At 65.6% G+C, this 22089-nt stretch carries 28 protein-coding genes and 1 pseudogene; 9 read left to right on the top strand and 20 right to left on the bottom strand.

Annotation, left to right across the window (positions count from 1 at the left end):
• A pseudogene (locus KF759_RS11565) lies at positions 1-244 on the top strand (acyl-CoA thioesterase); the annotation flags it as partial.
• Here KF759_RS11565 and KF759_RS11560 read toward each other — a convergent pair.
• A complete protein-coding gene (locus KF759_RS11560) occupies positions 202-645 on the bottom strand; it encodes a copper chaperone PCu(A)C (RefSeq protein WP_291225645.1) in 444 nt (147 codons plus the stop codon). The pseudogene KF759_RS11565 and the gene KF759_RS11560 sit on opposite strands and share 43 nt — an antisense overlap.
• Before the next feature lie 180 nt (positions 646-825).
• On the opposite strand from KF759_RS11560, the gene KF759_RS11555 reads away from it, so the two are divergent.
• Together KF759_RS11555 and KF759_RS11550 are read left to right on the top strand one after the other, a co-directional pair.
• The gene (locus KF759_RS11555) at positions 826-2253 is read left to right on the top strand and encodes a DUF4139 domain-containing protein (protein ID WP_291225643.1); all 1428 of its coding nucleotides are present in this window, start codon (positions 826-828) and stop codon (positions 2251-2253) included.
• A gap of 20 nt (positions 2254-2273) precedes the next feature.
• Positions 2274-3038 (top strand): enoyl-CoA hydratase/isomerase family protein, encoded by a 765-nt coding sequence (locus KF759_RS11550; protein ID WP_291225641.1) that lies wholly within the window; start codon positions 2274-2276, stop codon positions 3036-3038.
• A gap of 6 nt (positions 3039-3044) precedes the next feature.
• On the opposite strand, the gene KF759_RS11545 is transcribed toward KF759_RS11550, so the two are convergent.
• The 10 genes from KF759_RS11545 to KF759_RS11500 form a co-directional block, all read right to left on the bottom strand.
• On the bottom strand, positions 3045-3899 hold the full coding sequence (locus KF759_RS11545) for a sulfurtransferase (RefSeq protein WP_291225639.1): 855 nt from the start codon (positions 3897-3899) through the stop codon (positions 3045-3047).
• Complete coding sequence (locus tag KF759_RS11540; protein WP_291225637.1) at positions 3896-4519, bottom strand: CoA pyrophosphatase; 624 nt, start codon at positions 4517-4519, stop codon at positions 3896-3898. Before KF759_RS11540 ends, KF759_RS11545 begins: the two co-directional genes overlap by 4 nt.
• Positions 4516-4701 carry a DUF1289 domain-containing protein gene (locus tag KF759_RS11535; RefSeq protein WP_291225635.1) on the bottom strand — a complete coding sequence of 62 codons (186 nt, stop codon included), beginning with the start codon at positions 4699-4701 and terminating at the stop codon, positions 4516-4518. The genes KF759_RS11540 and KF759_RS11535 overlap by 4 nt, the downstream gene beginning before the upstream one ends.
• 113 nt (positions 4702-4814) lie before the next feature.
• Positions 4815-5465 carry an FKBP-type peptidyl-prolyl cis-trans isomerase N-terminal domain-containing protein gene (locus tag KF759_RS11530; protein ID WP_291225633.1) on the bottom strand — a complete coding sequence of 217 codons (651 nt, stop codon included), beginning with the start codon at positions 5463-5465 and terminating at the stop codon, positions 4815-4817.
• A gap of 174 nt (positions 5466-5639) precedes the next feature.
• A complete protein-coding gene (locus KF759_RS11525; protein WP_291225631.1) occupies positions 5640-6551 on the bottom strand; it encodes a DUF1684 domain-containing protein in 912 nt (303 codons plus the stop codon).
• Positions 6552-6681: 130 nt separating this feature from the next.
• Positions 6682-6891: a hypothetical protein gene (locus KF759_RS11520; RefSeq protein WP_291225629.1), complete on the bottom strand. Its 210-nt coding sequence runs from the start codon at positions 6889-6891 to the stop codon at positions 6682-6684.
• A 23-nt stretch (positions 6892-6914) separates the two neighbouring features.
• Positions 6915-7319, bottom strand: coding sequence for a hypothetical protein (locus KF759_RS11515; RefSeq protein ID WP_291225627.1), 405 nt, complete (start codon positions 7317-7319; stop codon positions 6915-6917).
• Between the two features lie 119 nt (positions 7320-7438).
• Positions 7439-8059: an alpha-ketoglutarate-dependent dioxygenase AlkB gene (locus KF759_RS11510; RefSeq protein WP_291225625.1), complete on the bottom strand. Its 621-nt coding sequence runs from the start codon at positions 8057-8059 to the stop codon at positions 7439-7441.
• Between the two features lie 75 nt (positions 8060-8134).
• On the bottom strand, positions 8135-8638 hold the full coding sequence (locus tag KF759_RS11505) for a GNAT family N-acetyltransferase (protein WP_291225623.1): 504 nt from the start codon (positions 8636-8638) through the stop codon (positions 8135-8137).
• A gap of 138 nt (positions 8639-8776) precedes the next feature.
• Positions 8777-10294, bottom strand: a complete 1518-nt coding sequence (locus tag KF759_RS11500) for a M20 family metallopeptidase (protein ID WP_291225651.1) — start codon at positions 10292-10294, stop codon at positions 8777-8779.
• Positions 10295-10516: 222 nt separating this feature from the next.
• Here KF759_RS11500 and KF759_RS11495 point away from each other — a divergent pair, with 222 nt between their 5' ends.
• The 4 genes from KF759_RS11495 to KF759_RS11480 all read left to right on the top strand — a co-directional run bounded on the left by KF759_RS11495 (position 10517) and on the right by KF759_RS11480 (position 12583).
• Positions 10517-10840, top strand: a complete 324-nt coding sequence (locus tag KF759_RS11495; RefSeq protein WP_291225621.1) for a helix-hairpin-helix domain-containing protein — start codon at positions 10517-10519, stop codon at positions 10838-10840.
• Between the two features lie 146 nt (positions 10841-10986).
• Entirely contained in the window at positions 10987-11448 is a 462-nt protein-coding gene (locus tag KF759_RS11490; protein ID WP_291225619.1) for an SET domain-containing protein, read from the top strand.
• Between the two features lie 9 nt (positions 11449-11457).
• Positions 11458-11982, top strand: coding sequence for a GNAT family N-acetyltransferase (locus KF759_RS11485; RefSeq protein WP_291225617.1), 525 nt, complete (start codon positions 11458-11460; stop codon positions 11980-11982).
• Between the two features lie 13 nt (positions 11983-11995).
• Positions 11996-12583 (top strand): HutD family protein, encoded by a 588-nt coding sequence (locus KF759_RS11480; protein ID WP_291225615.1) that lies wholly within the window; start codon positions 11996-11998, stop codon positions 12581-12583.
• A gap of 5 nt (positions 12584-12588) precedes the next feature.
• Here the strand turns inward: KF759_RS11480 and KF759_RS11475 are convergent, their stop codons facing one another.
• The 4 genes from KF759_RS11475 to KF759_RS11460 form a co-directional block, all read right to left on the bottom strand.
• On the bottom strand, positions 12589-13659 hold the full coding sequence (locus tag KF759_RS11475) for an FAD:protein FMN transferase (protein ID WP_291225613.1): 1071 nt from the start codon (positions 13657-13659) through the stop codon (positions 12589-12591).
• Between the two features lie 25 nt (positions 13660-13684).
• Positions 13685-14497, bottom strand: a complete 813-nt coding sequence (locus tag KF759_RS11470; protein WP_291225611.1) for a DUF4198 domain-containing protein — start codon at positions 14495-14497, stop codon at positions 13685-13687.
• 62 nt (positions 14498-14559) lie between these two features.
• Positions 14560-15093, bottom strand: coding sequence for a DUF2271 domain-containing protein (locus KF759_RS11465; protein WP_291225609.1), 534 nt, complete (start codon positions 15091-15093; stop codon positions 14560-14562).
• 11 nt (positions 15094-15104) lie between these two features.
• Positions 15105-15749, bottom strand: a complete 645-nt coding sequence (locus tag KF759_RS11460) for a PepSY-associated TM helix domain-containing protein (protein ID WP_291225607.1) — start codon at positions 15747-15749, stop codon at positions 15105-15107.
• A gap of 274 nt (positions 15750-16023) precedes the next feature.
• Here KF759_RS11460 and KF759_RS11455 point away from each other — a divergent pair, with 274 nt between their 5' ends.
• Together KF759_RS11455 and KF759_RS11450 are read left to right on the top strand one after the other, a co-directional pair.
• Positions 16024-16704: a response regulator gene (locus tag KF759_RS11455; RefSeq protein WP_291225605.1), complete on the top strand. Its 681-nt coding sequence runs from the start codon at positions 16024-16026 to the stop codon at positions 16702-16704.
• Positions 16688-18055: a sensor histidine kinase gene (locus KF759_RS11450; RefSeq protein ID WP_291225603.1), complete on the top strand. Its 1368-nt coding sequence runs from the start codon at positions 16688-16690 to the stop codon at positions 18053-18055. Before KF759_RS11455 ends, KF759_RS11450 begins: the two co-directional genes overlap by 17 nt.
• Before the next feature lie 20 nt (positions 18056-18075).
• On the opposite strand, the gene KF759_RS11445 is transcribed toward KF759_RS11450, so the two are convergent.
• From KF759_RS11445 to sufC, 5 genes are read right to left on the bottom strand one after another with little or no spacing between them, the layout of a single operon-like run.
• Entirely contained in the window at positions 18076-18417 is a 342-nt protein-coding gene (locus KF759_RS11445; protein ID WP_291225601.1) for a non-heme iron oxygenase ferredoxin subunit, read from the bottom strand.
• Positions 18396-18938, bottom strand: a complete 543-nt coding sequence (locus tag KF759_RS11440; protein WP_291225599.1) for a GNAT family N-acetyltransferase — start codon at positions 18936-18938, stop codon at positions 18396-18398. The genes KF759_RS11445 and KF759_RS11440 overlap by 22 nt, the downstream gene beginning before the upstream one ends.
• Complete coding sequence (locus KF759_RS11435; protein WP_291225598.1) at positions 18935-20179, bottom strand: cysteine desulfurase; 1245 nt, start codon at positions 20177-20179, stop codon at positions 18935-18937. Before KF759_RS11435 ends, KF759_RS11440 begins: the two co-directional genes overlap by 4 nt.
• The gene (gene sufD / locus KF759_RS11430; RefSeq protein ID WP_291225596.1) at positions 20176-21288 is read right to left on the bottom strand and encodes a Fe-S cluster assembly protein SufD; all 1113 of its coding nucleotides are present in this window, start codon (positions 21286-21288) and stop codon (positions 20176-20178) included. Before sufD ends, KF759_RS11435 begins: the two co-directional genes overlap by 4 nt.
• Complete coding sequence (gene sufC, locus KF759_RS11425; protein ID WP_291225594.1) at positions 21288-22049, bottom strand: Fe-S cluster assembly ATPase SufC; 762 nt, start codon at positions 22047-22049, stop codon at positions 21288-21290. Before sufC ends, sufD begins: the two co-directional genes overlap by 1 nt.
• Positions 22050-22089 lie beyond the last annotated feature (40 nt).

Raw genomic sequence — 22089 nt, 5'->3', positions numbered from 1 at the left:
CCGCCAGCTCGGCTGGCCGGCACGCATCATGGTCGAGCTTTCGATTCACCGCATCGGCAATTCCTCGATGACGATCGGCCATCGCATCGCCGACGCCAAAGACGGCGCATGCATTTACGCCGACGGCGAAACCGTGATGGTGTGGATTGATCCGCGTTCAGGCCACTCGATTGCCTTGCCTGCCGCGGTACGCTCAATGATTCAGTCTGCGTCACCCGCAGCGGGCGCTACCACGTCGAAATAGGTGTCGATGCGCCGGCCATCGCGGAGCAGCAGGGTGACTCCGATCTTCTCGCCGACGGCCGGTGCATGGCGCGGCGACATCAGCATGAGATGACGGCCACCCGGTTCGAGTTTGACGGTGGCGCCTGGCGCAACCACCAGCCGGTGGATCTCGCGCATCCTGGCGACGCCATCGCTGACCAGGGTTTCATGCAGGGTCACGCTGCGGAAAGCATCGCTTTGCGCGGTGAGGATGGTCACTGGCGCATCACCGTCGTTGCCCAGGGTCGCATAGCCCGCGGTGATCGTCGCGCCCGGTGGAATTGCCCGCACCCAGGCATCGCGCACAGTCAGATGTCCATCGGCCCACGCGGCCCCACCGCCCAGCAGCAACAGCCCCGCACAGATGGCTCGCAGCAACATCGCATTCTCCTTGGCTCTTCGCTGAACAAGCCATCATCCCGGCGCACGCCCGGATCCAGCCTTGCAGCAAAGCATTGAAGCGGTGGATTCCAGCCTGCGCCGGAATGATCAAAGACTTGTTCAGCGCTTCCTTGGTCATCGCTATGATAGCCCTTGAACCGACGACTTGAGGAAACCGCCATGAATCCCCTGCCGATCGCGCTCGCCGCCGTGCTGACTTCGACCGCGGCGCAGGCCGCTGATCCGACCGTGACCATCTACCGCAGCGACAGCGACGAATTGTTCGGTGCCGGTTCCCAGGCGATCGCCGATGGCCGCGCCGTGATCCACGAACAGCGCGCAACCACGCTCGGCAGCGGCCGGCAGAACCTGACCATCGGTGGCCTGCCGACTTTGCTCGACAGCGAGGCGGTCAACATCGATTTCGGCAATGCCGCACGCGTGCTCGGACAACGCGTGATCGCGCCCGGCGCAGCAGGCTTGCTCGACGCACATCGCGGTCAGCGCGTGGTGGTGAGCGATGGCGAGCAGAACGAACTGGCCAGCGGCGAGCTGGTCGCAGTCGACGGCGAGCGGATTGCCATCCGCGATGCCGATGGCCGCATCGCCTACCTGCGTGGCTATGCGCGCATCGATTTCCCGGAAGGAACCGGCCTGCCCGGCAGCACCCTGCAAGTCGCACTCGATGTCGCCCGTGAAGGCAGCCAGACTGCAACACTCGACTACCCCACGTCCGGTCTGGGTTGGCGCGCCGGCTACGCCGTCCACCTCGATGAACGCAGCGGCGGCTGCCGCATGCGCCTGGACGCACTGGCGAGCATTGCCAATCGCAGCGGTCGCAGCTACGACGGCGCAACGATCAAACTGGTGGCCGGCGAACCCAATCTCGAACGCGGCGTTCAACCAATGCCGCGCATGGCGATGAAGGCGATGGCGGCGCCGCCTCCCGGGGCCGTGCCCGAACAATCTTCGCTTGGCGACTACCGCAGTTATCTGATCGATGGCGCGATCGACCTGCCCGATGCAAGCGTCACCCAGGTGCCGCTCTACGCCAGCAGCGAGCTCGACTGCACACGGCGCTGGCTGGCGTCATTCGGCAACGCCTGGTTTCCGGCCAAGCCGAATTTCCATGAAGGCAGCGACGGCGCATCCGGGCAACCGGTCATGAGCCATCTGTCGTTCAACGCGCCCGAAAACCTGCCGGCCGGCCGCATGCGCGTGCTCGCACGCGATCGCGATGGGCACAGTGAATTGCTTGGCGAAGCCCGCAGCAGCGACACTGCCAAGGGACGCGCGCTCAACCTCGTGCTGGGCACCGCGTTTTCGCTCCACGCCAGCCGCGAGCGCACCGCGTTCACGGTCGATCGCGCCGCGCGCACGATGGAAGAAGGCTTTCGCGTGACGCTCGAGAATACGGGCGAGAGCACGACCACGCTGACCGTGCGTGAACATCCCAATCGCTGGCGCGCCTGGGAGCTGGTTTCCTCGAGCCGGAAACCCGCACGCAAGACCGCTGACCAGCTCGAGTTCGCCGTCGACGTGCCAGCCAATGGCAAGGCCACGCTCGACTATCGCCTGCGCTATCGCTGGACCGCCGGCGACGAATGAAACCCCAGGGATATCCGCCCATGCTCGACCTGATCCGCCACGACCGCATCCACGAGCTGCGCCTCGCGCGCCCGCCGGTCAACGCGCTCGATCCCGCGCTCGTGCGTGCGCTGCGCAGCGCGATCGAAGCAGCGACCGAAGAGGGTGCCCGCGCGCTCATGCTCTCGGGAGCGCCAGGCATGTTTTCGGCTGGGCTCGACGTGCCCACGCTACTGCAACTGGATCGCGCCGCGATGCGTGCGTTCTGGGTCGATTTCTTCGACCTGTGCGCCGCGCTCGCGCGCTGCCCGATTCCGGTCGCCGCCGCGATCACCGGCCACAGCCCCGCCGGGGGCGCAGTGCTGGCGATCCTGTGCGACTACCGCGTGATGGCGCACAGCATCGATCCGGCCAAACCGTTTCGCATCGGCCTCAACGAAGTCCAGGTCGGACTGGTCGTGCCCGAAGTGATCCAGATCGCCCTGCGCCGACTCGTCGGCGCGTATCGCGCCGAACGCCTGATGGTGGCAGGCGCGATGATCAGCGCCGAGCAAGCGCAACCGCTCGGTTTCGTCGATGAGCTGGTCGAGATCAGCCAGGTCGTCGAGCGCGCGCGCAACTGGCTTGATGAATTGCTCGCACTGCCGCCGCACGCGCTTGCCGCCACGCGCCTGCTCGCGCGCGCCGACCTTGCCGCGGCATTCGCTGATCCCTCTACCTTCGGCATCGACGACTTCGTCGAAGCCTGGTTCGCGCCGCAGACCCAAGCGGTGCTGCAGGCGCTGGTGGCGCGCCTGAAGAAATAGATCGCATCAGACCGCGCCGGTGGCAACCGGTCGCGCGGGATCTTCGAGCCAGCCGCTCCACGAGGGCGCGAACACGCGCGAGCCCGACAGGCCTGCTGCTTCCATCGCCAGCAGGTTGTGGCAAGCGGTCACGCCCGATCCGCAGCTGTGCACGACCTGACCGGGCGCATGTGCGCCAAGCAAGGCGCCGTATTCGGCGCGCAGCATGGCAGCAGTCTTGAAGTGGCCATCGGCGGTGAGATTTTCGGCGAAGGGCCGATTGACCGCGCCGGGAATATGCCCGCCGACGCGGTCGAGCGGCTCGACTTCGCCACGAAAACGCGGCCCGCCGCGCGCATCGAGCAACAGCACGCTGCCCCGCGCAAGCGCAGCCTGAAGTTCATCAAGACCCACCACGCCTGCATGGTCGATGCTGACCGAAACCGTGCCTGCGGAATGGATGCCCTCGCCGCTTTCGACCGGCAAGCCTGCCGCGCGCCACGCCGCCCAGCCGCCATCGAGCACCTGCGCCTCGCGTTCGCCGACAAGGCGCAGCAACCACCACAATCGCGCCGCCGCGAGTGCGCCACCGGCATCGTCATAGGCAATCACGCGGCGACCCGGCTGCCAGCCCCAGCGCGAAAGCATCGCCGACAGGCGGGCATCGTCGGGCAAGGGATGGCGACCCAGGCCCTTGCGCGAGAGGTCGGACAGATCATGGTCCAGATGCGCGTAAACCGCGCCCGGGATGTGCGCGGCAAGAAAATCCCGTTCACCCTTGCCGGGGTCGGACAATTCGAAACGGCAATCAACGACGAGCACATCGCCCGCCTTGTTCAAGCCGGCCAGCTCGGCCACGGACAACAGCGGCGAATCGGTCATGGCACTTGCTCCAGCCGGTCGATGAGATTCTTGAGCATGGCAGCCGTCACGCCCCAGATGCGCCGATCCTGCCAATCGAAGGCGTAGATCGTGCGATCGCGCCCGCGCCAATGGATCATCTCACGGCGCAAGGTCGTCGGCGCGAGAATGAAGTCGAGCGGCACCTCGAAGGCATCATCGACTTCGGCGGCTTCCAATCGCAGATGGTAGTCCGCACGCACGAAGGCCACGACCGGGGTGACACTGAATCCCGACACGGTATCGAGGCGATCGAGATAGCCGAATGGTTCGACCGCCGCTGCAGCGATGCCGATTTCCTCGTGGGTTTCGCGCAACGCCGCCTCGACCACGCCTGCGTCGTTCGCGTCGACTGCCCCGCCGGGAAAACTGACCTGCCCCGCGTGTTGCCGCAACTGCCCCGAGCGCTGGGTGAACAGCAGGGAGAGATCCTTGCCCCGCTGCACGAACGGCACCAGCACGGCTGCTTCGCGGTGGCGCGGCGACGAATCGAATGCATCAGCCAGTTCGTCGGCATTCCAGCCGCGCTCAGCGGGTGGATTGCCGAGCGCACGCACGGCGCGGCGCAGCCGCGCGGCATCGACCATCCTTGAATCGTTCATCGCCGCGCCGCCTCACGCTGCGGCAAGACATCCTCGATGATGTGGCGACGTTCGGCAGCGCTCATGCCGATCCACAGCGCAATTTCCTCGCCGCTGCGCTGGCAGCCCACGCAGTAGCCATCGGCATCGAGCCGGCAGATGCCGATGCAGGGCGACTCGATCTCGCTTGGCAAAGGATTCACCATGTCCATCCACGCCGCCACAAATGCAAACGCCGCGGCGAGCGCGGCGTTTGCGGTTGATCGCCTGCCCCGCTGTCGCGCCTGATCTGGCGCATCAGCGAGTCACCACGCCATCACTTGACGTCGACGATCTTGAGTTCCCACACGTAGACCTGATTGCCCGAAGCCGGATCCGGCGGCAGATAGGCCATCCAGTGATCGCCGACCTTCATCTTCTTGATGACTTCGACCAGCGACTTGGAGCCGAAGATATTGCCCATGTCCGAAACCTTGGCCTTGATCGGCTCGCCGACGAAGGAGCTGCGGATCTCGCGGCCACTGGTCAGTGACACGCGTACGTGGAAGGTCACTTCGCTGGTCGGCGTGATCGCGCGGCCATTGCCCGCATCGATGACGCGGTACTGGGTGCCGTCAGGCATCGCCACGATGCCCGGCTTGGAGCGGTTCGAGGCGAGGAAGGTATCGGCAGCGCGCTTGTTGTCGGCCAATTCCTTGTCCGCCGCGGCCTTCATCTTCTGCTCGTACTTCTGCACGGCTTCCTGCATCGCCGCCATCGGTACGCTCGGCTCCTTGCCGGCAAAACCGTCCTGCACCGCCTTGGTGAAGGTCGCGATGTCCACGTCCTGCTTCTGCGGCGCCAGACGCGAACCCATCTGGAAGCCCATCGCGTAGGACAGCTTGCCCTTGTCCGAGGTGGTGTCCTGCGCGAACGCGGACCCTGCCACAACCAGCGCCGCGAGGGCGAGTGACCAACCAAGCTTCATGCGTGTGTCTCCGATTGAATGATCTGGGCCCGCCGCGACGCGACGAACCGGGCAAAGCGGGTTAGTGTACCCGAGCCGCCGCCACCGCCCAAATCCGGCTTCGGGCCCGGCCGGTCGCGGATGGCGGCTTGCCGATCATCCGGGTCGAGCCTGAACCGGGACCACCCGGCAGGCTCAGTGCGCGCTGCCAGCGTACTTTTTCTCGCCCGCAGTCACCCGCAGGTCGAGCCGGTTCTCGGGCGGCGCGAGCGGACAGGTCGCAAAGCCGGTGAACGCGCACGGCGGGTTGTAGGCCTTGTTGAAGTCGAGCACGACCTTGCCGTCCCTGGGCATCGGTGCATAGAGGAACCGGGCTGCGCCATAGGTCTCCTTGCCACTCGTACGATCGGCGAAGATCAGGAACAGTTCCTTGTCGCCCGGCACCTCGATCACCGGCAGCAGTTCGAAGGTCTTGCCATCGCGCTCGAACACCGCCTTGCCCGGGACGGGATAGCTGTCGATCTGGCCGAGCACGTTCGGCGTCTCCAAGGTGTGTGGCGGATCGAACGGCACCCAGGTAGCTTCGATGCGCCAGGCCGGATCGATCGGGAACGACTCGATGCCACGGAATTGCGTACGCGCCTCGGCCTGGCTGTCCTTCACGCGCAGGCCCTTGCTGCCGTTGCGATCGATCAGATAGAAGCTCACCGAGCCCGCGCTCACCGTGGTCGGCACCTCGTGTGCATCGTCGAGCATCTGCGCGCCGACCCCGGCCTGACCATTGATCAGCGCCCCTGCGGTCGGATCGAGTCGCACCGAAACCTTGCCGTCAGCCAACGTGACCGTACCGAAATGCGCAGGCCCCGCCGTGAGCACGATGTCGTTGTCGGCCGCAGCGCCGACGCGGCTGGCGCCCTCCTTCAGCCAGTGCAGGCCGACCAGACTGAGCCAGCCGGCGGGCGCGGTGAGGCGATCGAGGCGCTGCGCACGCCAGGTTTCGACACTCTTCACGTAGTCCGCGGAATTCGCTGCGGACGCTTGGGCTTTCGCGGACATCGCATGTACCCCGGCAAAGCTCGCAATGAGCAGGAGACTGGCCTGAAACATCACCACCTCTGGGCAGTTCGACCGGTCATTCTATCGTTTGACCTCGCGCCCAGTCAGAAGAATTTCTGCGTGCAGTGCAAGATCGAAAGGAGCATGAGCCTGCCAACGATCAGATCGTCGATTCCCGCCATCACGCGTCGGCAAGCGCGGGATCCGTCTTGTAGGTGCCCGCCGTCAGCCAACCGATGCCGAACCACGAAAGACCCCAAACCTCGACAATCAGCAGCGTATTGCGCCAATCAAGAATTCGGCCAATCGCGTACAGACAAGCAATGCCGGCCACCATCAGGATCGCAACGGTTCGATAGAACATCGCGCGGCCGCGCTTGCCCTTGTGCATCGCCCTGATCGAAAAGAACCACATCATCGCCACGAGACAAGCAAACAACAGCGCTGCCGCGGCGTATGAAAGTCCCCCGGGTGCAGCCCGAAGAGGCTCGACAGTTTCACCGCCCATGCCGGCGCCACACCGCCGCTGCGCGGATCCGTGGTGGGAAACAAGGCCACGCAAGCGGCAAACAGGCATGCCGCCTTGCTGAGGTAAAACTCCCAATCCGCCTTTCCACCCTGCCCGTTGTAGGCAAGCAGAAAGAACCCGACCGCGACCAGTGCACCGACAAAGACATCGCGCGCATCGCTCCAGTACGCTGCGCTGATCGAATTCAATTCGACATGCGCTCCCGCAAGCAACCACACTGCCGGAGCCAGCAGGATGGCGATGATTCCGACCACCACCCGCATCGTCTTGTAGTTGATTTCACGCTTCATGGCCGCCTCCTTGGAACGCCATGCACCCGGATCAGCGCGAACCGCTTGCCGCCGGAGTGCCAGCGATTGTACGTCGAGCAAAACACCACCGCCCCTCGGAAACCGTACTCGCAGCGGCTTCAGGGCGCTCGATTCGGCTGCACGACGATCCGACGGAACGTGAGATTGATGCGCGGCTCGCTCACGCGCATGCGCCGCGGCAGCGCATGCTCGTAGAGCGCCTGCGTACGGCCGGCCATGAGCAGCAGGCTGCCGCTCGCGAGTTCGAGCGTGAGCGACCTGCGCGGAACGCTGCGCGTGCGCAATCGAAAGCTGCGCACGGCACCGAAGCTGAGTGAGGCAATCACCGGCTCGTTGCCAAGCTCGGGCTCATCGTCGCTGTGCCAGCCCATGCTGTCGCGACCATCACGGTAGAGATTGGCGAGCACGCTGTTGAAGTCTATTCCCAGTCGCGCATGCAGTTCCCTGCGCAGGCGCGTCGTGGTTGGCGTCCACGGCTGCGGCTCGAAGCGCGTGCGCGAATAGGTGTAGACGGCGTCGGCATCACCGATCCAGCATGCCAGTCGCGGCGCGGCGATTTCGCGGCCGAAAATCCGCAGGCGCAGCGTCTGCCACGGAATTTCCGTGTGCAGCGCCGTGAACAGCGCATCAGCTTGCGCGGCGGACCAGACGTGCTCATCGAGCAGCAGACTGGCACCTGCCAGCGGCAGTTCGCGCAAGCCTTCCGCACTTGGGCGCATCTCGGACATGATCGGCAAGCAATGGCGGGTGTGCGGAGCTTGGCACACCCAGGTCCGATTCGTGCCGCCGCGCGTTCAGCCGCGCAAGTCGCGCGCGAACTGCGGGTCGACGCGCAAGGTCGACCCCGTCGCAGCAACGATGGCTTCGCCGGGAAGTGCGCGTTCGAACACGGCCTGCGTCTTGCGGCGCGTGAAGCCTTCGCGCAGGTAGAAGCGATGCGCGTCTTCGCGTTCGACCCGGCTGCGCACGCGCAACTGCGTGCAGCCGCGTTCGCGTGCCCACGTGCCGGCGCGCTCGATCAGCGCGCTGCCCAGACCGGCGCCGCGCGCATCCGCCGCTACGACGAGGCAATGGATTTCGGCGGCATCCTGACCCGTGAGCTCGGCGCAGCAGGCGACATGAATCCAGCCGCAGACCATGCCGTGGTCGTCTTCGGCCACCAGCACGGCAGCGCCGGCCGCTTCGATCGCGGCGAGGCGCTTGCCGATCTGCTCGCGCGTCGCGGGGTAGCCGAGCTCGGTACCGAGCGCAGCCAGCGCGGTGGCGTCATAGCTGCGCGCATTGCGGATGAGGGTCATGTTGGCCTCCTGGCAAGACGATGCCGTCGACAACGGCCGGGGTCATGGCGCAAAGATGGCGCTGTTCGGGCAAGGCACGCACCGACGAGGCCGGCAATCTACCTGCCGCCGCGTCGACGCGTGGCAGAGGCGGCGCGCTCAGGCGCAGCAGCCGTCCTCGCCCTTGATCGTGTGCGCCGCGCTCGCGGCCACGCCGCGGGTGAGGCCGGTACGGCTGGCGATGAAATGGTCGGCGATGACCTGTGCCACGCACAGGCTCACGCGCTTGCCGGTGGGGATGTGCAGGAACTCATTGGGACCATGTGCGTTGGAGTGTGGCCCAAGCACGCCGGTGATGAGGAACTGCGCGCCAGGATACTTCTCGCCAAGCATGCCCATGAACGGGATCGAGCCGCCTTCGCCATTGAAGGCGACCGGCGCGCCGAAGTAGGTTTTGGAAGCCGCTTCAACCGATTGTTCGAGCCAGTGCGCGAGCGCGGGCGAGTCCCAGCCCGAGCCGGCCTTTTCCAGTTCGAAACTGACCTTCGCGCCATACGGCGGATCGCGCTCGAGCAAGCGCTTGAGGAACTCGCCACCCTGCTTGGCATCAAGGGTCGGCGGCACGCGCAAGGACAGCTTGACCGCGGTATATGGCCGCAGCACGTTGCCGGCCGATTCGAGCGCGGGAATACCCGCAATGCCGGTCACCGACAACGCCGGCCGCCAGGTACGGTTGAGCACCAGTTCGGTGAGGTCGGCCTCCATCGGCTGCATGCCGTCGACGAACGGGAACTTCGCGTAGATGTCGTTGCCGAGCACCTGCGCGGTGCGCCGAGCCTGTTCGCGGCGCGCGGCGGGAATCTCCACATGCAATTCGCGCGGCAGGATGCGGCCGCTGGTTTCGTCTTCGAGCCGCGACAGCACCTTGCGCAGAATGCGGAAGCTCGAGGCAACGACGCCCGAGGCATCGCCCGAGTGCACGCCTTCCTCCAGCACCTTGACCGTGAGGTTTCCGCCGGTCATGCCGCGCAGGCTGGTGGTGAGCCAGAGCTGTTCATAATTGCCACAGCCCGAATCAAGGCAGACGATCAGCGAGGGTTTGCCGATGCGCGCCGCCAGGTGATCGACGTAGTACGGCAGGTCGTAGCTGCCCGATTCCTCGCAGGCCTCGATCAGCACCACGCAGCGCGCATGCGGTACGCCCTGCTCGTGCAGTGCGCGGATCGCGGCAAGCGCGCCGAACATCGCATAACCATCGTCGGCACCACCGCGGCCGTACAGGCGATCCCCCTCGATCACCGGCTTCCACGGCCCCAGGTGCTCGGACCAGCCGGTCATCTCGGGCTGCTTGTCGAGATGACCATAGAGCAACACGGTGTCTTCATCCTGCGCCGGACGATGGTTGTCGGCGCGGCGGCGCTCGGCAGGAGGAATCTCGATGAAGATCAGCGGCGTGCGACCCGGCAGTCGCACCACTTCGACCTGCATGCCGGGAATCGGCTGGGTGCGTGCCCAGGCTTCGAGCAGGGCAACTGCCTGATCCATGTAGCCGTGGCTGGCCCAGTCGGCGTCGAACATCGGCGACTTGTTGGGAATGCGGATGTAGTCGCTCAACTGCGGGACGATTTCATCGTCCCAAAGCGCGCCGACGAAATCGCCGAGTGCCTTGCTGTCCATCTTGCTGTCTCCGGATGCGGGAATCGCGCCGGCGCCGCCCGGGGCCGATCGCGGGAAATCCATGAACAATCCGCGATTTTAGCCCATCGCGGGATCGCGCGTAGGAAGCCTCCTACACGCGCATGCGGCCGATTCCTGCACGCGGCCGCGCCAAATACCGCTCGAGGCACGTTCGCCATGACGGCACACTGACAGGCCTCACGGCCCCGGATTTCGCTAGCCATGCGCCCGCCAAGCGCCCTGTCGATGCGCTGCATTCTTGCCCTTGCCCTTGTCCTTGCCCTTGCCCTCGTTCCGCCCATTCGTGCCCAGAGCCAGGTCGACATCAATCAGGCTGATGCCAAGACACTGGCGCGCTCGCTCACGGGTGTCGGGCTGGTCAAGGCCGAAGCGATCGTCGCCTGGCGCGTTGCACACGGACCATTCCGCAGCATCGAGGATCTGGCCAAGGTGCAAGGCATCGGCGCGCGCACGATCGAAGCCAACCGCACGATGATCCTGATCGTTCCGGCCACGCCCGCACGCGCCTCACCGGGCCAGCCGTAGCCGGCTTCTATCATCGGCAGGCCGCGTGGCCGGCACCGGGCCGGTCCGCAAATCGATGCCCGCAATCGTTGGCGACATCGTGCAGCTTGTGCATCTTGCCCGCCCTTGCCCTAGAATCGCGCCCCGCCTCCGCGGCGTGTGTCTGCATGATTCTCCCCCGTTACCACATCGGCCCTTCCAGGATCCCGGGCGCAGGCAAGGGCTTGTTTCTCGACGAGCCGCTTGCGCGCGGCCGTGTCATCACCGCGCCCGACGACATCGCCAGAGTGCATCGCTTCGAAGACATCCTCGCGCAAGTCGACGCGGCCAAGCTGCTGCCGGCCACGGTGCGCTGGTTCGAGGACCGCTACACGGTCACACCCGAATGGCCTGACGAGTGCTACATCAACCACGACTTCGAGCCAACCGGCCTGTGGCACCTTGGCTTCGTGTTCGCCGCTGCCGACCTCGATGCAGACTGCGAGATCACGGTCGACTATCGCCACCTGCTCGCGCCCGGCCAAAGTGAAGATTTCCGCGACGCGCGCAGCGGCACGCAGATCGTCGGGTTCAGCTGGGCCGAAAGCCTGCGGGCCTCGAGCCATGCACTGGCCGCCCTGCTCGACTGAATCCAGAAGATGATCCAGATCCCCACCATCGAAACCGAACGCCTGCGCCTGTGCGCACTGGGCGAGCACCATTTTGAATCCTATGCGGCGATGCTCGCCGATCCGGACAACACCCGTTTCATCGGTGACGGCCAACCGCTCGACCGCATGAATGCCTGGCGTTCGATGGCGATGCTGCTCGGCCATTGGGTATTGCGCGGTTTCGGCATGTGGGCGGTCGAGCTCAAGGACAGCGGCGAATTCGTCGGCCGTGTCGGCCTGCACCAACCCGAAGGTTGGCCTGACCTGGAACTGGGCTGGATGCTGATGCCCGCACAACGCCATCACGGCTATGCCACCGAGGCCGCGCGCGCCACGCTTGAATTCGCCTTCGACCAGATCAAGGCAAGCCGCGCGGTGAGCCTGATCCGCAACGAAAACTCCGCTTCCGAGCGCCTCGCGCGACGCCTGGGCGGTCGCCAGGCCACGACGATCGACTTTCTCGGTGCGGCCACCCTCGTCTACGTCTACCATCGCGCCGAAGAACGCAACTGACGGGACCGGGCCGATGCACGTGATTGCCGCCAATCAGGCTCGCCGCGTGCGCTGGAAGAACGACGGCGGCTGGACCACCGAACTCGCGCGCGATCCGCCCCAAGGCGAACCCTTCAACTGGCGCGTGAGCATCGCGCAGATCGAGCAGGACGGTCCATTCTCGTCCTTTCCCGGCATCGATCGCGAACTGCTGCTGCTCGATGGCAACGGCATCGAACTCGACATCGACGACGCGCCGCCGCTGCGCCTGGCCCAGCGTTTCGAGCGCGTGCACTTTGCCGGCGAGGCGCGCGTGAGGTGTCGATTGCTCGCCGGACCGACGCGCGATTTCAATGTCATGGTCGATCGCAGTCGCCTGCACGCGGAAACCCTGGCGCGACCGCTGGTCGGCTCGATGCTGATTTTCGCCGAGCCCGGCACGCAATGGCTGATCCACGTGCTGTCGGGTCATTTGGGCGCCAAACAGGATGGGCGGCAGGTCGAAGTCGAAACCGGCGGCTCGCTGCGACTGGATTTCCGCGGCGGCACCAACGGTCGCGTCGCACTCGATGGCGGCGGCGAGCTGCTGATGGTGAAGTTCAGCGAAATCGCCGTACCCTGAGCAACTCAACGCGGCGGCACCGCCCCTTGGCGCGCGAGCAAGGCAGCAAACGCCGGGCTCATGCGTTCGACCAGATGATCGCCCTCGTGCACGAGCAGCAGCACGGCCATGTCATGCCGCTGGGCGTAGGCAAGTCCGGCTTCGGGGCCAAGCACCATGATCGTCGTTCCCATCGAATCGGCCTGCATGCACCCGTCGGCGATCGTCGTCACCTGCGCGATGCGATGTTCAACGGGCCAACCACTGCGTGGATCGATGTGGTGCGAATACATGCGGCCGGCATGTTCGAAGGTATGGCGATAATCACCCGAAGTCGCCACCGCCTGATCGACGAGCGCAAGGCGACGCCAGTACGGCTGCTCCGATGACACGGCCTCGTCGCTGGCGTGCGGATTCTCGATTGCCACCTGCCAGTGTTCACCGGGCGCACGCTCGCCGTGCGCGCGCAGCTCGCCGCCGACCTCGACGAGGAAGTCGGCACGGCCTTCACTCAACAGGTATCGCGCCACCTGGTCGACGCCATAGCCCTTGGCGATCGCCGACAGGTCCAGATGCACGCCACCGGGCTGCAACACGCGCCGACGCTGCGGGTCAAATTCGACGCGCTGCCAGCCGATGCGCGCACGGGCGGTTTCGATCGCCTGCACGCTCGGCACCTCGTGCACCGTCTTGCCCGGACCGAATCCCCAGAGCTCAACCAGTGGCCCGACGGTCGGATCGAAGGCGCCACCGCTATCGCGCGCCTGCGCCAATGCCGCGCCGAGCACGTTCGCAAACTCCTCAGGCAAATCCTGCCAAGTGCCCGCTGCTGCGCGGTTGTAGCGACTGAGGTCGGAGTCGCGCTCGAAGGTGCTCATCTGCGCGACCACGCGATCGAGTTCGCGCTCGATACCCGCTCGCAAGCGCTCGCCTTCTCCAGCCGATTTTCCGGACAACGTGACCGACCAGGTCGTGCCCATCGTCTTGCCATTCAGACGGGTGCGCGTAGGCGCCTGGGCACAGGCAGACAGGACGATCGCGCACAGGCACGCACCCAGTCCTGCTCCAGCGGCCCCGCGCAGCAAGGCGGCGCTCATCGCGCGGCCTCGCTGCGATCATCACTCACTGCGGCAGCACTTCGAGCGTGGCGGTGTAGCTCAAGCGGCGCGTGCTGGCCTTGGGCTCGGTGGCCTTCTGTCCATCGAGCGAGGCATTGAGCCAGTACATGCCTGGCGCCGGCCAGGTCACGCTGAATTGGCCATCCGCATCAGTGGTCGCGGTGATTTCGTCCTGCTTGTCGCGATAGCGCGTGCCACCGGCGATCACCGTCACCTTGAGGTCCTTGATCGGCTTGCCATCGACGAGGAAGCGGAACTTTGCAGCTTCACCTGCGAACAGATCGTTCGGTGCGGTCACCGGGGCCAACTCGAGACCGTGGCCGCTGGGCTTGAGCGCGCCATCGCTGGGCTTGCCGACAGTGACGTAGGTATTGACACTGCCCTGCGCCTGGCTGATCACCAGATCCTTCGCATCGGCCGGAATCTCGCCGAGCTTGTCGGCACTGCCGCGCCAGCGCTTCTTCTCGCCCTTGGCATCGACGTAGCTCGCAAACAGCCCTTCGCTCGTCACGGCGATGCGATAGGTGCCCGCCTGCAAGAGGTGCAGATCGAAACTGCTGCGCCACTTGCCCTGGTGGCGGTTTTCGGCGGCGACCGGCTTGCCATCCGGACCCGTGACGACGAGATTGGCCAGGTCCATCGCGTGATGGTTGAAATTGAACAGGTCGTTGGAAATCGCCGCATCGACCGTGATCCAGGCATCGGTCGGATCCGACAACACCGTGGTCGACGGCACCAGGAACATCTTGTGCGCGGATGCGGCAACGGGAATCACGGCGGCAAGCGCGAACACGATCCAATGGCTCAACTTTTTCATCTGCATCTCCACAGTGACAAGACAATCGAATTCGGATGGATCAAGCGGATCGGACGCCGCGCTCAGGGGTTCAGATCGAGCTTCACCGCGCCGATCTCGTGCTCACCCTGCGCCGACAGATGCACTGGCGCGCTCGGCGGCCAACTGAATGGCACACCGAGGACTTCACGGCCGCCGACTTCGCGCGCCACCTCGATCATGAGCTTGTAGCTGCCCGCGGCGAGGCCGGCGAGCGGCGCCTTGCCATCGGAAAAATGCAGTTGATGTTGGCCTGCCGGTCGCGTCGCGCCGGTCACGCCATCGATTGGCAACTGCTGCTCGCGACCGCTGCGGCGCCACCATTGACGCAGGTCGGCGAGCCACTTGCTGCCCGGCTCGGACTTGCCGGTCTGCGCATCCTTGCCGTCCTTGTTCTGGTACCAAACCGCAAGATTTGCGGCCACGCTGCGATCCGCGCGCTCGACCCACACCGCGACATAAGGCCGGTGATACTCGGAAACCGTCTGGGTCGGAAGTTGCAGACTCAATTGCAGATCGGCGGCGAACGCCGCAGGACTGACGACAGCAGCAAGCAGGAACAGGCGGTGGGGACGCATGGATATTCTCTTCAATGGATGAATGCGAGTGCGATCAGCACGGGCAGAACCAGACCCAGAGCCACCAGCGGCCAGGTCATCGGGCGATGGCGTCCATGCAGATAGAGCAGACCCAGACCGGTGAGCGCGAACAGCACGCACGCGAGCGCGAACAGGTCGATGATCCAGCTCCACGCGGCACCGGTGTTGCGGCCCTTGTGCAGATCGTTGAAGTAAGCGATCCAGCCGCGGTCGGTGGTCTCATGTTCGATCGCGCCACTCGCGGTATCGATGCTGATCCAGCCATCACCGCCGGGGCGCGGCAAGGATACATAGGCCTCGCCATCGCTCCATTCGATCGGCTGCGACGCGAGGCGCACCCCGATCTCCTTCTGCAACCAGTCCTTCAATCCCTGTGGCAAGCTCGCCGCAGTGGCGTCGTTGCGCGTGGCCAGTTGCTTTTGCAGTGCTGCCGGCAATTGCAGATGGCGCGAAACCACGCGCGGCTGACTCTGGATCTGCGCGGCGTGATTGAGCGTGAAACCGGTAACGCTGAACAACAGCAGCAACGCCAGGCTGATGGCAGCACTGATCCAATGCCAGTTGTGCAGGGTCTTGAGCCAATAAGCGCGCGCACTCGTGCCCTTGCGCCGAGTGCCGCTTGTTGCCTGATCCATCCTCGCCCTTGCGCGAGAGGCAGCGAGCCGCGCGGTGCGCGCCATCGTGCCGGGTGATATCAAATGCGAATGGTTATCACGTAGACTAGCAGCGCGCCACGGCTCGGACAAGCGCGGACCATGCCGATGTCCGGCCTCGTTTGGGCAGGACACAGGCAGCGTCGGCGCGCAGCAGGCCAAGGCGAACCCGCGGTGCCTGGTCGAATGGATGCTGGCAAGTCCCGACGCCGGCCATGACGGCCCAATCCAGTCAGCGATCGATACAATTGGGCCGATGCGCATCCTCATCATCGAAGACGACGCCGCGATCGCCGATGCGATCGGCGCGGCCCTGGTCGGCGCCGGCCATGTTGTCGACCGGCTCGCCAACGGTCGACTCGCCGATGCGGCCCTGCGCGACCATCCCTACGATCTGGTGGTATTGGACCTCGGCCTTCCGGACGTCGATGGCATCGAATTGTTGCGCCGCTTGCGCAGCCGTGCCGACGCGGTCCCGGTGCTGGTCGCCACCGCGCGTGAGGAACTCGAAGAACGCGTGCGCGCGCTCGATCTCGGTGCCGACGACTACCTGGTCAAGCCCTTCGCCTTGCGCGAATTCGAAGCCCGCGCCCGCGCCCTGTTGCGCCGGAGCACCAGCCAGGGTGTGCCCGAACTGACGATCGGCGAACTCGCAATTGACCTGCCGCGTCGCCGTGCACGCAATGGCAATCAGGCCCTGGAGCTCACACCACGCGAATTCGGCTTGCTCGAAGCGCTCTCTGCACGATTGGACCGCGTGGTCAGCCGCGAGCAGCTGGTCGACGCACTGTGCAGCTGGGATACCACGCTCACCGACAACGGCCTCGACATCGCCGTCTATCGCCTGCGTCGCAAGCTCGAAGGCAGCGGTGCGCGGATCCGCACCGTTCGTGGGCTGGGCTATCTTCTGGAGGCCGGCAGTGATTCAGCCGCCTAGCCTGCGCCAGCGCCTGCTCACGATGCTGCTGCTGCCGCTGACCCTGACCTGGATCGGCAGCGGCATCCTGATTTACGTGCTCGCGCTGCACTACGCCAACGTCAACTTCGACCGCTCGCTCGCTGATACCGCGCATTCCCTGCAGCGCATCGCCGCCAGTGAGGCCGGTGCCGATGGCCTCAGTCCGCAGGTCCGCATTTTGCTCGAATCAGAGACCACCGATCCGACCTGGTACAGCGTGCGCAGCATCGAACACGGTGTTCTGGCCGCCAATCTTGATCTGCCACTGCCTGCGCACACGCCGGCGATCGGCGCTGCGGCTCAATTGGACACGGTCAGCGTCGGCGGTCGCAATCTGCGCATGGCATCACTGGCAATGCATGACGCCAGCAGCGGCGCCACCATCATCGTCTCCAGCGCCGAAACGCTCAATGCGCGCCACGCACTGGCACGCGAGATACTCATCGGCACCTTGCCGGTCGTGCTGATCCTGATCGGCGTCGTGCTGGCCCTGGTGTGGGTGGGCGTCAGTCGCGGCCTGCGCATGCTCGATCCACTGGTCGAACAACTGGCGCAGCGGCGTGCGCGTGATCTGGAGCCGCTCGACCAAAGCAACGTGCCAGCCGAGATTCGACCGCTCACGCAGACAATCGACGCCCTGCTGCAACGCGTGCGCAGTCTGCTCGACGTGCAGGAGCGCTTCATCGCCGACGCCGCCCACCAATTGCGTACACCGTTGGCCGGGCTGCGCCTGCAGGCCGAGCGGGCCCTCGCCGATCCGCGCCCCGACAGCGTGCGCGAGGCCCTCACCCACGTCGAGCGCCTGTCCGCGGGCGCTGGTCGCGCCGCCGGCCAATTGCTCGCGCTCGCACGCGCGCAAGCCGACGTCCACGACAACTTCATACGGGTCGATCTGGCGCGGCTGGCACGCGACCTCGCCGCCGAACGCGTCCCCGAGGCGCTGCGCCTGGGCATCGATCTGGGCTACGAAGGTCCGGCCACCAACGCCGACAGCTATGGCGATCCGGTGATGCTGCGCGAGGCGCTGGTCAACCTGGTCGACAACGCCCTCAATTACGCCGGTGACCGCGGTCGCGTCACGATCTCGGTGCGTCAGGAGCTGCGCACGCTCGTGGTCGAAGTCGAGGATTCGGGGCCGGGCGTGCCCGAGGCCTGGTGGCCACGCCTGGGCGAGCGTTTCTTCCGCCCTCCCGAGAGTCGCCGTGAGGGTTCGGGGTTGGGCTTGGCAATCGTGCGCCGGATCGTCGAGCGGCACGGCGGCGCGGTCGGCTTCGCGCATGGTCGCAGCGGCACCGGCTTGCGCGTGGTCTTGCGTCTGCCCGCAGCCTGACCCGCGCCAACCGCCAGCGCTCAGTCAAAACGATCGTCGCGCGTGTACACCACGCCATCATCGATCTTGACCGGAAACTTCGCGATCGGCTCGTAGGCGGGCGGGCACAACACCGCGCCGGTGGTGATGTCGAATCGCGCGCCGTGGCGCGGGCATTCGATTTCATGTCCTTCGATAATGCCGCCGGTAAGTTCACCACCATCGTGCGTGCATACATCTTCGATCGCATACAGCTCGCCATCGAGATTGATCACCGCAATCGGCGTGTCGCCATCGAAGGTGGTCTGGTATTCGCCGGGCAGAAGCTCCGCGGTGGTGCAGACACGAATCCACGCAATGCTCACAGTGCCTTCTCCAGCCATTCGAAACGCAGGTCGTCGCGCCTTGGTGCCCCAAAGCGCGCATCCCCATACGGAAACGGCTTGTAGCGCCCGGTGCGACGGTAACCGCGCCGCTCATACCACGCGATGAGTTCTTCGCGCACGGAAATGACCGTCATCTGCAGAATGGCGCACATCCAGCCATCGCGCGCGAGATGCTCGCATTCGCGCAACAGGGTGTCGCCAAGGCCAGCGCCCTGGCGATCCGGCCGCACCGCAAACATGCCGAAGTAGGCCGCGTCCTGTTGCCGTTGCAGATGCGCACAGGCGACGATCAAGCCATCTTCCACCACGAGTACGACGCGACTGTCGGGCTTGCCAACCACTTCGGCCATGCCGGCCGCATCGATGCGCTGGCCATCAAGCAGATCGGCTTCGGTGGTCCAGCCGCGCCGGCTGGTTTCACCGCGATAGGCCGACTCGACCAAGCTCACCAGCTCCGGGATGTCGGTACTGTCCGCCTCCCGCAGCGTCACCGTCCGCGCGGCCGCCCCGGGTCTCATGCGAGCAGCCGCCGAACCTTCGCCAATGCCGCCACGAACTGCTCGATCTCAGCGTGCGTGTTGTAGAACGCGAGCGAGGCGCGCAGCGTCGCCGGCACGCCGTAGAACTGCATCAGCGGATGCGCGCAGTGATGACCGGAGCGCAGCGCAATGCCTTCGTGATCGAGCAGGGTCGCGAGGTCGTGCGCATGCGCGCCCTCGATGAGAAAGGACACCACCGGCACCTTGTGTGCGGCCTCGCCGAAGATGCGCAGACCCGGCACCGCACGCAAGGCCTCCTGCAGATGGGCAAGCAGGGCCTGCTCATGGAGAAATACCGCATGGTGATCGAGCGAGCCAAGATAATCGAGCGCAGCCCCCAGGCCGACGAAGCCCGCGATGTTGGGCGTACCAGCCTCGAAACGATGGGGTGGATCGGCAAAACTCGTACCCGAGAAACGAACTTCGCGGATCATCTCGCCGCCGCCGAACATCGGCGGCATCGCGCGCAGCAATTCCTTGCGCGCCCACAGTGCACCGGTGCCGGTCGGACCGAACAGCTTGTGGCCGGTGAGCGCATAGAAATCACAACCCAGCGCCCTGACGTCGACCTTGAAATGCGGCGCCGCCTGCGAGCCGTCGACCAGCAAGGGGATGCCGCGCTTGCGCGTCGCGCGTGCGAGTTCGGCAATCGGGTTGATCGTGCCAAGCACATTGGAAACATGCGTCACCGCGGCGAGCTTGACGTCGGGTGTGAGCGCCTCGATGAAGCGCTCGACGATCAGCTCGCCGCGCTCGTCGATCGGCGCGACCTTGAGCTGCGCGCCGCTGCGCTTGCACGCCAGTTGCCAGGGCACGATGTTGGCATGGTGCTCCATCGTGGTGACGAGGATCGAATCGCCAGCCTTGAGATTGGGCAGCGCATGACTCCAGGCCACGAGGTTGATTGCCTGCGTGGTACCGCTGGTGAGCACGATCTCTTCGCGCGAGCCGGCATTGACGAAATGCGCAAGCTTGTCGCGCGTGCCCTCGTAGGCACTGGTCGCCTCGGCGCCGAGCTGATGCACCGCGCGCGCGACGTTGGCATTGAACTGGCGGTAGAAACGATCGACCGCCTCGATCACCTGCGTCGGCTTCTGCGCTGTGTTGGCACTGTCGAAATAGATCAGCGGCTTGCCGTGCACACTGCGCGCAAGCAATGGAAAGTCCGCGCGCAACCGCGTTGCGACGGCCTGCAATGTCTCGGCCGGCGCGGCATTCATTGCGCGGCGTCCGGGCTGGGCAGGCGCGCCTGCGCCAAGGCGTCGATACGCTCGCGCAATCCGTCATCGCCGATCGCACCCAGCGCCTGCGCGCAGAACGCAGCGACCAGCATGCGCCGCGCCTGCTCCAGCGGAATTCCGCGCGAACGCAGGTAGAACAGCGCTCGTTCATCGATCTGCCCGACCGTCGCGCCGTGCCCGGCCTGCACTTCGTCGGCATGGATTTCGAGCACCGGCTGGGTGTCGATTTCGGCCAGCGCCGACAGCAGCACGTTCTTGCTCGACAAGCGTGCATCGCTGCCATCGGCGCCGGGCTCAACGGTGATGCCGCCATGGAAGATGCCGCGCGCACGTTGATCTGCCACGCCGCGCCAGAGCACGTCACAGGCACACTCGCGCGCCTGATGACGGACGTCGAGGCGCACTTCGGCGTGCTCGCGCCCGCGCAGCACGAACGTCCCGCGCGACTCCAGCCGCGCTTGCGCACCCGCGAGTTCGACACCCAGTTCGAGTCGCTGCAGGCGTCCGCCGAACAGCGCATCGCTGCGTCGAACCTGCGACTGCCCGGCCATGCCGAGCTTCACGCGCCGCAGCAACGCCGCTTGCTCGCCCAGCTCGCTCAGCACGACCCAATCGAGCGCGGCTCGCTCAGCGACCTGGATGTGGAGGTCGAACACGCCGAGCAAGTCACCGCCGGGAACGCCGATGTGCTGCTCGATCAGGCTCGCCCGCGCAGACGACACCTGCAGGTCCAGGGTCGTTTGCCATCGCGCTGCGTTCGCGCCGGGCACGCCGATGTGCACCAGATGCAAGGGCCGGGCTGCATCGACGATGTGGATCGTGCCGGCATCGGCCGCGACCACGATGCCCTCGTCGCGCAGATCCGAATGTGCGCCCGACAGCCGACCATTGATGAACACCAGGCGTCGGCCCTGCGTATGCGGCCAGGCGAACTGTGCGCAGACCTCGGGTGCAAGTGCGAGATCAGGATCAGCCGCGACGAACGACATTTGTGCCAATGCACGCAACGCGTTGCGGCTGTAGCGCCATGCCTCCGCACGCTCCGGCGTGTCGGCGCCGCCCAGTTCATCGAGCAGGGCCGCTTCCATCATGCGGCTCCGGCCACGCGCCGTTGCGCAACCCAGGCGTAGCCGTGTTCTTCGAGCTTGTGCGCAAGGCTGGCATCACCACTCTCGACGATGCGGCCATCGGCGAGCACGTGCACGACGTCGGGCACGATGTAGTCGAGCAGGCGCTGGTAGTGGGTGACGACGATGAAGGCGCGTGCGGGGTCGCGCATCGCGTTGACGCCATCGGCGACCATCTTGAGCGCGTCGATGTCGAGGCCCGAATCGGTTTCATCGAGAATCGCGAGCCGGGGTTCAAGCAGGGCGAGCTGGAAAATCTCGTTGCGCTTCTTCTCGCCGCCCGAGAAGCCTTCGTTGACTGCGCGATGCAGCAATTCGTCCTTCAGATGCAGCACCGCGAGTTTCTCGCGCACGCGCTTGAGGAACTGCATCGAATCGAGTTCGGGCTCGCCACGTGCCTTGCGCTGCGCGTTGAAGGCGGTGCGCAAGAAATAGGTGTTGTTGACGCCCGGAATCTCGACCGGATACTGGAACGCGAGGAACACGCCCGCCGCGGCACGCTGCTCGGGCTCGAGCGCAAGCAGATCCTGACCGTCGTAGCTGACGCTGCCGGCGGTGACTTCGTAGCCCTCGCGTCCAGCCAGCACGTTGCCGAGCGTCGATTTGCCCGCGCCGTTGGGGCCCATGATCGCGTGCACCTGACCTGCCTGCACGTCCAGACTCAGGCCCTTGAGGATTTCCTTGCCCGCGACGCGGACATGGAGGTTTTCTATCTTCAGCATGAGAAACTTCCGTCGCCAAACCAGTTCTGCGATCGCCCAC

Origin of the sequence: Dokdonella sp., assembly GCF_019634815.1 — a bacterium.
Taxonomy (GTDB): Bacteria; Pseudomonadota; Gammaproteobacteria; order Xanthomonadales; family Rhodanobacteraceae; genus Dokdonella_A.
This window is presented reverse-complemented; position numbering and strand designations above follow the sequence as displayed.

What these genes read in the sequence shown, in the direction of transcription:
- KF759_RS11560 (WP_291225645.1), bottom strand. Translation starts at nt 645, where the DNA reads ATGTTGCTGCGAGCCATCTGTGCGGGGCTGTTGCTGCTGGGCGGTGGG.
- KF759_RS11555 (WP_291225643.1), top strand. Translation starts at nt 826, where the DNA reads ATGAATCCCCTGCCGATCGCGCTCGCCGCCGTGCTGACTTCGACCGCG.
- KF759_RS11550 (WP_291225641.1), top strand. Translation starts at nt 2,274, where the DNA reads ATGCTCGACCTGATCCGCCACGACCGCATCCACGAGCTGCGCCTCGCG.
- KF759_RS11545 (WP_291225639.1), bottom strand. Translation starts at nt 3,899, where the DNA reads ATGACCGATTCGCCGCTGTTGTCCGTGGCCGAGCTGGCCGGCTTGAAC.
- KF759_RS11540 (WP_291225637.1), bottom strand. Translation starts at nt 4,519, where the DNA reads ATGAACGATTCAAGGATGGTCGATGCCGCGCGGCTGCGCCGCGCCGTG.
- KF759_RS11530 (WP_291225633.1), bottom strand. Translation starts at nt 5,465, where the DNA reads ATGAAGCTTGGTTGGTCACTCGCCCTCGCGGCGCTGGTTGTGGCAGGG.
- KF759_RS11525 (WP_291225631.1), bottom strand. Translation starts at nt 6,551, where the DNA reads ATGTTTCAGGCCAGTCTCCTGCTCATTGCGAGCTTTGCCGGGGTACAT.
- KF759_RS11520 (WP_291225629.1), bottom strand. Translation starts at nt 6,891, where the DNA reads ATGCACAAGGGCAAGCGCGGCCGCGCGATGTTCTATCGAACCGTTGCG.
- KF759_RS11515 (WP_291225627.1), bottom strand. Translation starts at nt 7,319, where the DNA reads ATGAAGCGTGAAATCAACTACAAGACGATGCGGGTGGTGGTCGGAATC.
- KF759_RS11510 (WP_291225625.1), bottom strand. Translation starts at nt 8,059, where the DNA reads ATGCGCCCAAGTGCGGAAGGCTTGCGCGAACTGCCGCTGGCAGGTGCC.
- KF759_RS11505 (WP_291225623.1), bottom strand. Translation starts at nt 8,638, where the DNA reads ATGACCCTCATCCGCAATGCGCGCAGCTATGACGCCACCGCGCTGGCT.
- KF759_RS11500 (WP_291225651.1), bottom strand. Translation starts at nt 10,294, where the DNA reads ATGGACAGCAAGGCACTCGGCGATTTCGTCGGCGCGCTTTGGGACGAT.
- KF759_RS11495 (WP_291225621.1), top strand. Translation starts at nt 10,517, where the DNA reads ATGCGCCCGCCAAGCGCCCTGTCGATGCGCTGCATTCTTGCCCTTGCC.
- KF759_RS11490 (WP_291225619.1), top strand. Translation starts at nt 10,987, where the DNA reads ATGATTCTCCCCCGTTACCACATCGGCCCTTCCAGGATCCCGGGCGCA.
- KF759_RS11485 (WP_291225617.1), top strand. Translation starts at nt 11,458, where the DNA reads ATGATCCAGATCCCCACCATCGAAACCGAACGCCTGCGCCTGTGCGCA.
- KF759_RS11480 (WP_291225615.1), top strand. Translation starts at nt 11,996, where the DNA reads ATGCACGTGATTGCCGCCAATCAGGCTCGCCGCGTGCGCTGGAAGAAC.
- KF759_RS11475 (WP_291225613.1), bottom strand. Translation starts at nt 13,659, where the DNA reads ATGAGCGCCGCCTTGCTGCGCGGGGCCGCTGGAGCAGGACTGGGTGCG.
- KF759_RS11470 (WP_291225611.1), bottom strand. Translation starts at nt 14,497, where the DNA reads ATGAAAAAGTTGAGCCATTGGATCGTGTTCGCGCTTGCCGCCGTGATT.
- KF759_RS11465 (WP_291225609.1), bottom strand. Translation starts at nt 15,093, where the DNA reads ATGCGTCCCCACCGCCTGTTCCTGCTTGCTGCTGTCGTCAGTCCTGCG.
- KF759_RS11460 (WP_291225607.1), bottom strand. Translation starts at nt 15,749, where the DNA reads ATGGATCAGGCAACAAGCGGCACTCGGCGCAAGGGCACGAGTGCGCGC.
- KF759_RS11455 (WP_291225605.1), top strand. Translation starts at nt 16,024, where the DNA reads ATGCGCATCCTCATCATCGAAGACGACGCCGCGATCGCCGATGCGATC.
- KF759_RS11445 (WP_291225601.1), bottom strand. Translation starts at nt 18,417, where the DNA reads ATGGCTGGAGAAGGCACTGTGAGCATTGCGTGGATTCGTGTCTGCACC.
- KF759_RS11440 (WP_291225599.1), bottom strand. Translation starts at nt 18,938, where the DNA reads ATGAGACCCGGGGCGGCCGCGCGGACGGTGACGCTGCGGGAGGCGGAC.
- KF759_RS11435 (WP_291225598.1), bottom strand. Translation starts at nt 20,179, where the DNA reads ATGAATGCCGCGCCGGCCGAGACATTGCAGGCCGTCGCAACGCGGTTG.
- sufD (WP_291225596.1), bottom strand. Translation starts at nt 21,288, where the DNA reads ATGGAAGCGGCCCTGCTCGATGAACTGGGCGGCGCCGACACGCCGGAG.
- sufC (WP_291225594.1), bottom strand. Translation starts at nt 22,049, where the DNA reads ATGCTGAAGATAGAAAACCTCCATGTCCGCGTCGCGGGCAAGGAAATC.